This is a genomic window from Neisseria sp. P0008.S002 (assembly GCF_051962805.1).
GTDB classification, from domain to species: Bacteria; Pseudomonadota; Gammaproteobacteria; order Burkholderiales; family Neisseriaceae; genus Neisseria; species Neisseria perflava.
Genome location: NZ_JBQCUY010000006.1, coordinates 45,157 through 58,002, shown reverse-complemented (window position 1 = coordinate 58,002; position 12,846 = coordinate 45,157). Strand labels below are relative to the sequence as shown.

Here is a 12,846-nt window from a genome sequence, read left to right as displayed (position 1 = left end):
TACATATCGAAAATCCAATTAGAAAAGAGACAATACTATTTAAAACATCAATAATTCTTGCCTCTATTTGAATAGAAACAAGATACGGAAAATTACATAATTGTAGAAACCTAAGAAAATGAAGATATGCCAATAATACATATATTGGAGTCAAACCCATAAAAGTATCAAATATATTTTTAAAAGGAATTTTTCCATGAAAATGTAATATACTGACTAACAAGCCGATTGGTAACCATATAATCAAATTTTCCTTACTTGGAAAATATTTAAACATCTAAAACTTTCTTCATTATTTTCATACTATATATTTAATTCAAAAAAAGCCATTTGAAGATTCAAATGGCTTTTTTATAAATCAAATTCGTTTTGCCAACTCTTCGGCCTTACCCACATACAACGCAGGGGTCAGCTCAAGCAATTTGGCTTTGGCTTCTGCCGGAATTTCCAACGATTCGATAAAGAGTTTCAACACTTCAGGCGTAATGCCGTCTTTACCGCGTGTCAGGTCTTTCAGCTTCTCGTAAGGATTGGCTACGCCGTAACGACGCATTACGGTTTGAATCGGCTCGGCCAGCAGCTCCCAAGTAGCGTCCAAATCGGCAGCAAGGGCGGCAGGATTCGGCTCAAGCTTGTTCAGACCGCGCAGATGGGCGGCAAAGCCCAATATGGTATAGCCCACGCCTACGCCCATATTGCGCAATACGGTGCTGTCGGTCAGGTCGCGCTGCCAACGGGAAATCGGCAGTTTTTCAGACAAAAAGCCCAATACGGCATTGGCCATACCGAGGTTGCCTTCGGAGTTTTCAAAGTCAATCGGATTGACTTTGTGCGGCATGGTGGAAGAACCGACTTCGCCTGCTTTAACTTTTTGTTTGAAGTAACCCAAAGAAATATAGCCCCAAACATCGCGGTTGAAGTCGATCAGAATCGTGTTGACACGGCTGATGGCTTGGAAGAATTCCGCCATATAGTCATGCGGCTCGATTTGAATGGTGTAGGGGTTGAAGGTCAGGCCGAGGCTGATTTCAACGAAGTTGCGGCAATGGGTTTCCCAATCCACATCGGGATAAGCGACCATATGGGCATTGTAGTTGCCGACTGCGCCGTTGATTTTGCCGAGGAACTCTTGCGCTTGCAGGTTTTTGAACTGGCGTTGCAGGCGGTACACGACATTGGCGATTTCTTTACCCAATGTGCTTGGTGTCGCAGGCTGGCCATGCGTGCGGCTCATCATAGGGACGGCAGCCAACTCATGCGCCATGCCGGTCAGTTTTTTGATGATTTCGGCCAGTTTCGGCAGCAAAACAGTCTCACGCGCTTCTTGCAGCATTAAAGCGTGGGACAGGTTATTGATGTCTTCGCTGGTGCAGGCAAAGTGGATGAACTCGCTGGCAGCAGCCACTTCAGGCACGCCGGAGAAGCGTTCTTTAAGCCAATATTCGATGGCTTTGACATCATGATTGGTGGTCGCCTCAATAGCTTTGACGGCGGCAGCATCTTCAAGCGAGAAGTTTTCGATCACTTTGTCGATTTCGGCAAGCGTAAAATCGCTGAAAGCAGGAACTTCTACAATCTTAGGTTCGGCGGCAAGGACTTTGAGCCAGTTTAATTCAACTTTGACACGCGCACGCATCAGGCCGTATTCGGAGAAAATCGGACGCAATGCTTCAACGGATTTGGCGTAGCGGCCATCTAATGGGGAAAGTGCAGCGATAGGGTTAATCATGTCGGATCTTCCTATGGGATGAAAACCAAATTGTTTGCAATTATACATGATTTTACACTCCAAGGCCGTCTGAAAGACAGGTTTCAGACGGCCTTTTCAGCGTATTTTTCATAAAATTCTTTTCAGAGGTTCAACTTTGCAAAATCGATTTACGATATATGCCATCTTCACGGATAATATCGGCTGACTTTCTGTAAATAATGAGGTTTTATGAATATCAAACGTTTTTCCCTAGCTGCAACCGTATTTGCGGCTTTGATGTTGAGTGCCTGTGAAACAACCACCACATCGAGCGGCGGCGGCAGCTGGACCAACATCGGCACCATCTCTGAAGGCAATATCAAAGTGGCTATTGATAGAAGCAGCATTAAAAGAAATGGCGCACTGGTTACTTTCCGCGATAAAAAAACCGTTTCCAAACTGAAAGAGGAACGTTTCGTCAACACGCCGGCCTATAAAACAGCCATCGGCAGCTGGGAAATTCATTGCTCAAACAAAACCTATCGCCTGGCAGCGCTGCAACTGATGGACGAACACGGCCGGGTAATTTCCAACCAAAGCTATACTCCGACCAGCATCCGCCCAATGAGCGTCATGAGCGGTACGATTACTGAAAAACAATACGAAACTGTGTGCGGACATAAGCTTTAATCCACACTTATTCACAAAGTTATCCACAGTTTAAATATTTAAAAGGCCGTCTGAATGCTTTGAATATCAAGTTTCAGACGGCATTTTTATGTTTTTATGGAAATTTATCTTCAAATTTATCCACAAAATTTGTTTATTCAAAAATAATTTATTAAAGCGATTCATTTACGCTCAAAATTTGCTTCATTCTTTCACAAAATACTGCTTTATCCTCTAGACTGCTATGCATCAAACTGGATCTGCGCTAAATGCTTTTCACACAGGTATTCCAATCTTTTGGAAAAAATTTGCTTCTCCAAATAAATACCTTTCCTTTGAAAATACAATTCTTCTTTAACGCAGCCTTGCCCCTGTTTCTCCGTCAATAATCTGGCTGGGCGTTTTCTGCTTACCTATCAATCCGCCTACAACCCAGACTTTCCTGCCAAACTGTCTTCTGACTTCCCTTTCCGTTTTGCACGCTCGTTTGCCTGCACGATTGCATGAAGTAGAGACTAAAGGCATTTCCAAAACCTGACACAAACGTCTTGCACCTGCGTGCGCAGGAACTCTGACAGCCAATTTACTACGTCTTTTTCCCCGCAATAAGGGCAATACTTTTTTGCCGGCCGGCAATAAAAAAGTTTTCGGAGCAGGCCATGCTTCATGCAGCATGGTTTGGATATTTTCAGACGGCCTTTGCAGCAAAGGTTGCAACTGTTCCAAGCTATGCCCAATGACAATCATGCCTTTGTGTTGCGGTCGTTTTTTCAGATGGATCAGTTGATTGAGTGCTTTAGGCAAAGTAGGGACACAGCCCAAGCCATAGCAAGACTCGGTGGGATAGGCGACCAAACCACCTTTTTTAAGATGCGCCTGCAGCCTGCGTTGGGCTGCAGCCGATAAAATTCTGGGAAACATCATCATCATACCAAGGCCGTCTGAAACTGAGATTGTCGGACAATCTGTGTTCAGACGGCCTATTTCTATTCATTATTAACGGTTGATGGCTTTATCGGCAATGTCTTTACGGTATTGCATACCGTCAAAACGGATTGTTTCCAATGCCTCATAAGCCTTACTCTTAGCTTGTGCAACATCATCGCCCAAACCGACTACACACAACACACGGCCGCCGTTGGTTACAACTTCGCCTTTTTCATTCGTTGCAGTACCGGCATGGAAAACTTTACCGATTTGATTAGCCTGATCCAAGCCGAAGATCACATCGCCTTTTTTCGGAGAGTCAGGATAATTTTGTGCGGCTAACACTACACCTACCGCAGGCTGCGGATTCCATTCGGCGGTAACACTATCCAGTTTGCCGTCGATTGCCGCTTCAACCAAGTCCACTAAATCGCTATCCAAACGGCTCATAATCGGCTGGGTTTCAGGGTCGCCGAAACGGCAGTTGAATTCGATGGTATAAGGCGCACCTGTTTTATCAATCATCAAGCCCGCGTATAAAAAGCCGGTAAATTCATGACCTTCTGCTTTCATACCGGCCACAGTCGGCAAAATAATTTCATTCATCGCGCGCTCGTAAACATCAGGCGTTACCGCCGGAGCAGGGCTATATGCGCCCATACCGCCGGTATTAGGGCCTTTGTCGTCATCCAGCAGGCGTTTATGGTCTTGACTGGTTGCCATCGGCAAAACATGATTGCCGTCCACCATAACGATAAAGCTCGCTTCCTCGCCTTGCAGGAAATCTTCAATCACAACACGCGCGCCTGCATTGCCCATTTTGTTGCCCAACAACATATCATCAATAGCGGCATGGGCCTCATCCAAAGTCATGGCGACAATCACGCCTTTACCGGCAGCCAAACCATCCGCTTTAATAACAATCGGTGCACCTTTTCGATTGACGTAATCATGTGCCGCATCGGCATTTTCAAAGGTTTGGTATTGCGCGGTTGGAATCTTATATTTTGCCATAAATGCTTTAGCAAAATCTTTTGAACTCTCCAGCTGGGCTGCGTATTGAGTCGGGCCAAAAATCTTCAATCCGGCAGCACGGAAGTCATTCACCACACCGGCAGCCAAAGGAGCTTCAGGGCCGACTACGGTAAAGGCAATATTTTCATTACGGCAAAAATCAATCAAATCTTGATGCGCCGTCAACGCTATATTCTGCAGTTTAGGCTCAATTGCCGTTCCGGCATTACCAGGTGCAACAAAGACAGTTTCTACTTTAGACGACTGCGCCAATTTCCAAGCCAGTGCATGTTCACGTCCACCATTACCAATAACGAGCAATTTCATACCGTCTCCTTGAAGAATAGATGTTGTAAATAAAATTCAATCGATGGAATATTATTCCATCTTGCATAGCTGTTTCAAATTAAGAATAATATCGCACCAAGACAACCATACTCTAATTTCAAACAACGAAAGGAAAATCATGCAAAAACGTATTGACGAAATTCAAAGCAAATACCGCGAATGGTGCGAATTACTGCCGCAACTGGAAGCAGATATCGCCCGCTGGAAACATGCCGCAAGCCTCATGCAAGACATGGATGACTTCTATACCAACGAATACCAAGCATGCCATCAGGCCATTGAAGAAGGGGCAGATGTTGATTTGCGAACACAGGGCGAATACAGCATTATGAGCGAAGATGCCCTATGGAATGCACTGGGAGAATTTCATCAACTGGCTTGGGAACACCTGCGCTCAAGCGTAAATGCTTTAGACAGATACCAAGGCTAAAACATCAAAGGCCGTCTGAAACTTTTGATTTCTCAAATATGTTCAGACGACCTTTTATTCAAACGGCTTCTCAGTATCTACTTCAATTTGGCGCGTATTTTTCCAAGCAGCAATACAAGCTTCATAATCGGCCAATGCTATTTTCACTGTCAACTTACAATCCAGCTGTAAATCCTGTTCCACAATATCGGCCTGATATTGTTTGGCAATCCGTATAGCCTCATTCAAAACAGGATATTCACACTTCAACCAAACTGTCTTTTCGATGTTCTTTTCAACAACTTCAGCTATCGCCAATGCCTGAGCTGTTGATTCCTTATAAGCATGAATCAGACCGGGAACACCCAATAGCGTACCGCCAAAATAACGTACAACCACAACCAACACATCCGTTACGCCGACAGAATCAATCTGCCCCAAAATAGGGCGGCCTGCGCTTCCGGACGGTTCTCCATCATCGTTTGCGCGAAACTGCATTCCATCCACACCCAATCGATAGGCATAGCACCAATGTCGCGCCTTGTGATGTTCTTCCTTTAATGGGTCGAGATACTTCTTCACATCAGCCAAAGTGCGAATCGGATAGGCATATGCAATAAAACGGCTGCCTTTATCTTTAAATTCAGCCTGTGTCGGTGTGGTAATGGTTTTATAGGTCGTAATCATGCCAAAATATTTTCAGACGGCCTTTGTTATAAAAGGCCGTCTGAACGTTTCACGTGAAACATTAGTTTTTCAGTGCTTCAGTCAATTGAGGCACAACTTCAAACAAATCACCAACCAAGCCATAATCTGCTACATTGAAAATCGGAGCGTCAGCATCTTTGTTGATAGCAACGATCACTTTACTGTCCTGCATACCGGCAACGTGTTGGATAGCACCGGAAATACCGATAGCAAAGTACAGTTGCGGCGCAACCACTTTACCGGTTTGACCGACTTGAGCATCGTTTGGCGCATACTCGGCATCCACTGCCGCACGGGAAGCACCAATCGCCGCACCCAAAGCATCCGCCAAAGGAGTTAACACTTCATTAAATTTTTCAGCACTGCCCAATGCACGGCCACCGGAAACAATCACTTTTGCCTGAGTCAATTCAGGACGGTCAGACTGAGAAAGTTGACGGTTTACAAAACGGCTCAGGTTTTGAGCAGGCGCTGCCTCAACATTGACCACTTCTGCATTACCGCCTTGTTCGGCAGCATCAAATGCGGTTGCACGGAAAGTCAGCACCAATTTTTCAGAATTGGATTGAACAGTTTCAAACGCGTTACCGGCATAAATCGGACGGACAAATGTCGAGTTATCCACAACTTCGGTTAAATCGGAAACTTGTGGCACATCCAATAGGGCTGCTACTCGGGGCAATAGATTTTTACCAAACGCAGTTGCAGTCGCAGCCACATAGCGGTAATCCGCAGCCAGTTTAACAACCAAAGGCGCCAATTCTTCTGCCAAACCTTCAGCGTAATAGGGCGCATCGGCTACCAAAACTTTCGCTACACCTGCAACCTGTTTTGCCTCTTCAACGACTGCAGCAGCATTACTGCCGGCAATCAATAAATCTACATTACCCAATTGAGCGGCAGCCGTCACCGCATGCAAAGTGGCAGGATTCAAATGTTGGTTATTATGTTCCGCAATAATCAATACGCTCATTTCATACTCCTTAGATCACTTTGGCTTCGTTTTTCAGCTTTTCAACCAACTCGGCAACATCAGCCACTTTCACACCGGCTTGACGTGCTTTAGGTTCGGCAAATTTCACGGTATTTAAACGCGGAGAAATATCCACAGCCAAATCGGCAGGACTTAATTTTTCCAAAGGCTTTTTCTTTGCAGCCATGATATTAGGAAGTTTGACAAAGCGTGGTTCGTTCAAACGCAAATCCGCACTAATGACCGCAGGCAGCTTCAACGCAACAGTTTCTTCGCCGCCGTCAATTTCACGGGTTACCAATGCTTCTTCGCCTTCAATTTGCACTTTTGATGCAAAAGTACCTTGAGCCGCATTCAACAACGCAGCCAGCATTTGGGCAACTTGGTTGGCGTCATCGTCAATTGCCTGTTTACCCAGCAGTAAAATTTGCGGATTTTCTTTATCCGCAACAGCTTTCAGTAATTTTGCGACAGCCAAAGGCTCCAACTTCGCATCAGTCTCAACATGAACCGCACGGTCGGCACCCATCGCCAAAGCAGTACGCAATGTCTCTTCGCATTTTTTCTCGCCAAGAGAAACAGCAACAATCTCGCTTACTTTTCCGGCTTCTTTCAAACGGACAGCTTCTTCTACCGCGATTTCATCAAACGGGTTCATCGACATTTTGACATTACCGATATCCACATCGGAACCATCGGCTTTCACACGAACTTTGACGTTGTAGTCCACTACGCGCTTTACTGCGACCAGTGCTTTCATTCAATTCTCCTAAAAAGAATGTCCATCAAATCAAGCATACTGCTTTTGATACATTCTTTATATAAAATCCAATTCGGTTTTCACCAACATGACAAAACCAAACTTATATAAATCTTGGCAAATAGAGCGGAATTATATCATTTCTAAAGCATTTACTCAGAAAATAAATCCAACTCCCCAGCAATTATTTACCGTATGCTGCAACACAATCCATCAAGGTTTGATAGACCTCGTCAACATTGGGAATTTGAGCAATACCGCCTAAATTTTTCGCATAAGCCGAAACTTGAACGCCGGTCTTAGCCGGATCTGTATCTGTATAAATTCCTACGACAGGCTTTTCCAACGCATTGGCAAGATGCAGCAATCCGGTATCTACGCCAATAATACCCTCTGCATTTTTCAATAAAAATGCAGCCTGTAATAAATTCATTTTGTCGCAAACCGAAGCGAACAGTAAATTGCTTGCAATCTGTTCGGCTCGTATTTTTTCGGTTTCATTTCCCCACGGCAGATATATATTGCATCGTTGTTTTTCATTCAACTTCTTCAATAATGCACGCCAGTGTTCTACCGGCCATAATTTACTGTCGCGACTGGTTGCATGCAAAGCAACATAATAAGGGGATTGCACATTTTTCAGACGGCCTGATTCAGGAATCGATAAACCAAACACCTGCGTTTCAGGCATTGTATAACCAAATACTTGGGCGAATAACTCACGGTTTCGCCAGACCGCATTTTTACCTTTTGGCACGGCAAACGTTTTGCTGTACACAAGAGCCGCCAAACTTTCACGCGCGCTGTGTTTATCCAAACCGTAAATAGGGGATTTCGCCATTTTGGCAAAACATGCGCTTTTAATCAGTCCTTGACTATCTAAAACAAAATCAAAAGATTCAGCCTGTAAATCCGTTTTCAGACGGCCTATTTCACGCCACGTTTCAGCCTGAAAAAGGTGCTTGCGCCATTGCCGCCATTTCATTACATGAACTTTTTTGACAAAAGGATGTAAGCGCGCAATATCTGCAAACCCTGCCTCACACAGCCAATGGAGCTCTACCTCAGGACATTGTCGCGCCAAATCTTCAACTGCGGACAACGTATGAATTAAATCGCCCATACTGGACAAGCGGACAAGTAAAATCTTCATATTTTGAAAGATGTTTCACGTGAAACAATAGGATTTAAAATATATTTTATTGATTATTAATGTATTTTTTTATTTCTTCGGCGTTTTCTAAAACAACTGCTCCGGCGGAACGCATTTCCTGCCATGCGGATTCAACCGTTTCCGGAGCAATGCCGCGACAAGCCGCCTGATTGACGATGACTTTCCAAGCCCCGCCTTTAAGCAACTGTAAAACTGTTGTCTTCACACAATAATCCGTTGCCAAACCGCCGACAATAACTGTATCTGCATTTTGACAGCGCAACCATTCGATCAAACCTGTACTGAGCTTTTCTTCAATATCGTGAAAACATGCGCCGTAAGGATGCAATTCAGGATCAACGCCTTTCCAAACGCAATAATCGTATTCTTTGGCTGAAGGCAGGCCATCCAACAATTCATAGCCATATGTTCCCACCATCGCATGCGCCACCCAAGTCAAATCCGCATCGGGCAAACCCGTCGGCTTCAACATATCAACAGGATTATCCACAAGCCATTTTGCCGCGGCATGATGCGCATCTTTCGTCATCACGCGCAAATCCGCCAATGCAGCTTGAGCATTGAGTTCATCCGCAATCAGATGACCTTCGGCAACAGGCAATTCTTTCGGGCACAAAGGCGTAAACGTTTTTTGTGCATCTACATCGATAGAAACAATCATGGATTAATATAACCTATTGATTTTATTTTAAATGATTTAAATTTTGTATTTATTGCCAATGTTCGGACATTTGGAATAAATGCTTTGTATTATAACAAATTACGACCGCAAAAGGTGGGAAAACATCTGTGATATGATGACAGTTTGTACAGAATATTTATCCACAAATTATGTCCTATTCGATTACGCCTATTGCAACCGTTCATTCCCCCTACAAGCAAAAATTCGGCATTGCCCGCCAACCCGGTTTGGTTCCTGCGGCAGAAATTTGCATTGAACTCTCTCCTGAATTTACCGCAGACAGCGTTCGGGGATTGGAAGATTTCGACTATGTGTGGATAAGTTTTATTTTCCACGCCGTATTGGATGAAGGTTGGGCACAAATGGTGCGTCCGCCACGGCTTGGAGGCAAACAAAAAATGGGCGTATTTGCCACGCGCAGCCCGCACCGCCCCAATCATCTCGGCTTATCTCTGCTGAAACTCGAACGCATCGAAACAGGCAAACCTGTCCACATTTATTGCAGCGGCGCAGACCTGTTGGACGGTACTCCGGTAGTGGATATCAAACCCTACATCCCGTTTGTCGAATCCAAACCAGACGCATCATCGGGCTTTGTCAGCGGCAAACCTGAAGAATTGAGCGTAGTCTGGGCAGAAAGTACGCTTGCGGAACATTTATCCACAGAAGAAAAACATCTTATTGAGCAAAGCATTGCCCAAGATCCCCGTCCTGCTTACCAAGATATTCCCGAACGGATTTATGTAATGAATATTGCGGATTATGAAGTGCAGTTTAGGATAGAAAACAAATGTGCCACAGTGATTAAACTATCCATAATCTGATTACAAATTGAATCTTTCTACAAACAAAAGGCCGTCTGAAATGTTCAGACGGCCTTTGAGTTATCCACAGATTGATTGATTCAGCCTGTTATCCTTTAGATTTTGCTGGCAAAGAATTCCAAGGTACGAACCAATTGGCAAGTGTAAGACATTTCATTGTCGTACCAAGCAACGGTTTTTACCAATTGTTTGTCGCCTACGGTCATCACGCGGGTTTGAGTGGCATCGAAGAGTGAGCCGTATTCAATACCGATGACGTCGGAAGAAACGATTTGATCTTCAGTGTAGCCGTAAGACTCGCTGGCGGCAGCTTTCATCGCTGCATTGATTTCTTCTTTGGTAACAGGGCGTTCGAGAATAGAAACCAGTTCGGTCAAAGAGCCGGTAGCAACAGGAACGCGTTGGGCAGAACCATCAAGTTTACCGTTCAATTCAGGGATAACCAAGCCAATGGCTTTAGCGGCACCAGTGCTGTTCGGTACGATATTCAAGGCAGCGGCACGGGCGCGGCGGAAGTCGCCTTTGCGGTGTGGCGCGTCAAGGGTGTTTTGGTCGCCGGTATAGGCATGGATGGTAGTCATCAAGCCTTCGACAATACCGAATTCTTTTTGTAATACCGCAGCCATAGGAGCCAGGCAGTTAGTCGTACAAGAAGCGGCGGAGATGACGGTTTCGCTACCATCCAAAATATTTTGGTTTACGCCGTATACAACGGTTTTCACATCATTGCCGCCAGGTGCAGAAATCACAACTTTGCGCGCACCGGCACGGATATGGGCTTCCGCTTTGGTTTTATTGGTAAAGAAACCGGTACATTCGAGGACGACGTCCACACCCAGCTCGCCCCAAGGCAATTCTTCAGGATTAGGATTGGCAAATACTTTGATTTCTTTGCCGTTAACAACAATAGCGTCGTCTTTCAATTCGGCAGAGCCTTCAAAGCGGCCTTGAGTACTGTCGTATTTGAAGAGGTGCAACAGCATGTCTGCAGGAGTCAAGTCGTTAACAGCAACGACTTCGATACCTTGGGCTTTTTCAATTTGACGCAATGCCAGACGACCGATACGGCCAAAACCATTAATCGCTACTTTAATACTCATTTTGCTACTCCTAATTAGATGGAATGGGAAAAATTTTTCAGTAAAGCCATTGTATCCTGAAATAAAATTACTTTCTAGGATTATAGATAATTACTTTTAAGTTGTTTGATTTAAATAAAGAAAACATGAAATTCTTGTTTGTAGGAAAATATCAGGCAAATCGAATCAGTCCTTAATTTTGATATTTTATTTCATAAAAACCTTTTTCCAATCTTAAAAGTTTCATAAGTTTATGGAAATCATAAACTTAGTTCTATTTCCTCCGTATTTTGCCATTTTTGTGTTGATAATTCAGTGTTTTCTTCAAATCATAATATTTTAATTTTTAAAATGATGATTTTGATGAAGAACCAAACCATCTGTGGATAACGGAATAACTTTCTTTAAAACCAATTTGATAGTCGCTTTTTATCTTTGAGGCCAACCCCAACTGAATGCCGAAATAAAAAAGGATAGAATCTTAGTTCTTCTATTTTTCTGTGGATAAAACCCAAATTACCCACTTCAATTTCACATGCTATTGTGGATAATTAAAATTTTGAAATTCACACCCGCAAAACATCCATATTGGCAAATACTATTAAAAATGATGGCTTGTTTTTTCCTTTTTAACGTATCATTTGCCCATCAGACTTTTTAAAAGGAAGCAATTATGTTGCAACGGACTTTAGCCAAATTAGTAAGCGTTACCGGCGTTGGCCTGCATTCGGGCGAAAGGGTCGCTCTGACTTTGCATCCTGCCAAAGAAAACAGCGGTATTTCGTTCCGCCGTACTGATTTAAGCGGGGAAATGGGCGAAATAATCAAATTGAATCCTTATTTAATCAATGATACCCGCCTCTCTTCAACCATCGTTACCGATAAAGGCGTGCGCATCGGCACGATTGAACATATTATGTCGGCACTGTCTGCCTACGGCATCGACAATGCCTTGATTGAATTGAACGCGCCTGAAATTCCGATTATGGACGGCTCCAGCCTGCCGTTTATTTACCTTTTACAAGATGCAGGCGTGGTGGATCAAAAAGCCCAAAAACGTTTTTTGAGAATCCTCAAACCCATTGAAATCAAAGAAACCGGAAAATGGGTACGCTTTACGCCTTATGACGGCTTTAAAGTTACTTTAACCATCGAATTTGATCATCCCGTATTCAACCGCAGTGCACCTACTTTCGAGATTGATTTTGCAGGAAAATCCTATATCGATGAGATTGCCCGCGCCCGTACCTTCGGCTTTATGCACGAAGTGGAAATGATGCGCGCCCATAATCTCGGACTGGGCGGCAATTTGAACAACGCCATCGTGATTGACGACATGGATGTTTTGAATCCGGAAGGTTTGCGTTATCCCGATGAATTTGTCCGCCACAAAATCCTGGATGCGATTGGCGATTTGTACATTGTCGGCCATCCGATTATCGGTGCATTTGAAGGTTACAAATCAGGTCATGCTATCAATAATGCACTGTTGCGTGCCGTTTTGGCAGATGAAAGCGCTTACGAATGGGTTGAGTTTGCCAATGACGAAGACTTGCCCAGCGCTTTTCACGAGCTGCCGGCAGCCTGAT

Annotated in this window: 13 protein-coding genes; 4 read left to right on the top strand and 9 right to left on the bottom strand. The window is 44.2% G+C overall.

What is annotated here, in order from left to right; all coding sequences use genetic code 11:
- Window positions 1-358: 358 nt before the first annotated feature.
- The gene (purB, locus tag ACTHSA_RS07975) at window positions 359-1,729 is read right to left on the bottom strand and encodes an adenylosuccinate lyase (protein WP_004519181.1); all 1,371 of its coding nucleotides are present in this window, start codon (window positions 1,727-1,729) and stop codon (window positions 359-361) included.
- A 210-nt stretch (window positions 1,730-1,939) separates the two neighbouring features.
- Here purB and ACTHSA_RS07970 point away from each other — a divergent pair, with 210 nt between their 5' ends.
- A complete protein-coding gene (locus tag ACTHSA_RS07970) occupies window positions 1,940-2,380 on the top strand; it encodes a surface-adhesin E family protein (protein ID WP_004519182.1) in 441 nt (146 codons plus the stop codon).
- Between the two features lie 333 nt (window positions 2,381-2,713).
- On the opposite strand, the gene ACTHSA_RS07965 is transcribed toward ACTHSA_RS07970, so the two are convergent.
- Complete coding sequence (locus ACTHSA_RS07965) at window positions 2,714-3,283, bottom strand: L-threonylcarbamoyladenylate synthase (RefSeq protein WP_440378869.1); 570 nt, start codon at window positions 3,281-3,283, stop codon at window positions 2,714-2,716.
- 72 nt (window positions 3,284-3,355) lie between these two features.
- Window positions 3,356-4,627, bottom strand: a complete 1,272-nt coding sequence (purD, locus tag ACTHSA_RS07960; RefSeq protein WP_004519185.1) for a phosphoribosylamine--glycine ligase — start codon at window positions 4,625-4,627, stop codon at window positions 3,356-3,358.
- A gap of 139 nt (window positions 4,628-4,766) precedes the next feature.
- On the opposite strand from purD, the gene ACTHSA_RS07955 reads away from it, so the two are divergent.
- On the top strand, window positions 4,767-5,078 hold the full coding sequence (locus ACTHSA_RS07955) for a DUF4298 domain-containing protein (protein ID WP_003747758.1): 312 nt from the start codon (window positions 4,767-4,769) through the stop codon (window positions 5,076-5,078).
- A gap of 54 nt (window positions 5,079-5,132) precedes the next feature.
- Here the strand turns inward: ACTHSA_RS07955 and ACTHSA_RS07950 are convergent, their stop codons facing one another.
- From ACTHSA_RS07950 to ACTHSA_RS07930, 5 genes are all read right to left on the bottom strand, one after another.
- Window positions 5,133-5,744, bottom strand: coding sequence for an IMPACT family protein (locus tag ACTHSA_RS07950; RefSeq protein WP_004519187.1), 612 nt, complete (start codon window positions 5,742-5,744; stop codon window positions 5,133-5,135).
- 61 nt (window positions 5,745-5,805) lie between these two features.
- Complete coding sequence (locus ACTHSA_RS07945; protein ID WP_108699920.1) at window positions 5,806-6,738, bottom strand: electron transfer flavoprotein subunit alpha/FixB family protein; 933 nt, start codon at window positions 6,736-6,738, stop codon at window positions 5,806-5,808.
- Between the two features lie 10 nt (window positions 6,739-6,748).
- Window positions 6,749-7,498 (bottom strand): electron transfer flavoprotein subunit beta/FixA family protein, encoded by a 750-nt coding sequence (locus ACTHSA_RS07940; protein ID WP_003686610.1) that lies wholly within the window; start codon window positions 7,496-7,498, stop codon window positions 6,749-6,751.
- Window positions 7,499-7,682: 184 nt separating this feature from the next.
- Window positions 7,683-8,651 carry a lipopolysaccharide heptosyltransferase I gene (gene waaC, locus ACTHSA_RS07935; protein ID WP_070624874.1) on the bottom strand — a complete coding sequence of 323 codons (969 nt, stop codon included), beginning with the start codon at window positions 8,649-8,651 and terminating at the stop codon, window positions 7,683-7,685.
- 46 nt (window positions 8,652-8,697) lie between these two features.
- Entirely contained in the window at window positions 8,698-9,333 is a 636-nt protein-coding gene (locus tag ACTHSA_RS07930) for a nicotinamidase (protein WP_070624873.1), read from the bottom strand.
- Between the two features lie 170 nt (window positions 9,334-9,503).
- On the opposite strand from ACTHSA_RS07930, the gene tsaA reads away from it, so the two are divergent.
- Window positions 9,504-10,178, top strand: coding sequence for a tRNA (N6-threonylcarbamoyladenosine(37)-N6)-methyltransferase TrmO (tsaA, locus tag ACTHSA_RS07925; protein ID WP_070624872.1), 675 nt, complete (start codon window positions 9,504-9,506; stop codon window positions 10,176-10,178).
- Window positions 10,179-10,273: 95 nt separating this feature from the next.
- Here the strand turns inward: tsaA and gap are convergent, their stop codons facing one another.
- A complete protein-coding gene (gap, locus tag ACTHSA_RS07920; protein ID WP_070624870.1) occupies window positions 10,274-11,278 on the bottom strand; it encodes a type I glyceraldehyde-3-phosphate dehydrogenase in 1,005 nt (334 codons plus the stop codon).
- A 652-nt stretch (window positions 11,279-11,930) separates the two neighbouring features.
- On the opposite strand from gap, the gene lpxC reads away from it, so the two are divergent.
- Complete coding sequence (gene lpxC / locus ACTHSA_RS07915) at window positions 11,931-12,845, top strand: UDP-3-O-acyl-N-acetylglucosamine deacetylase (protein ID WP_070504107.1); 915 nt, start codon at window positions 11,931-11,933, stop codon at window positions 12,843-12,845.
- Window position 12,846 lies beyond the last annotated feature (1 nt).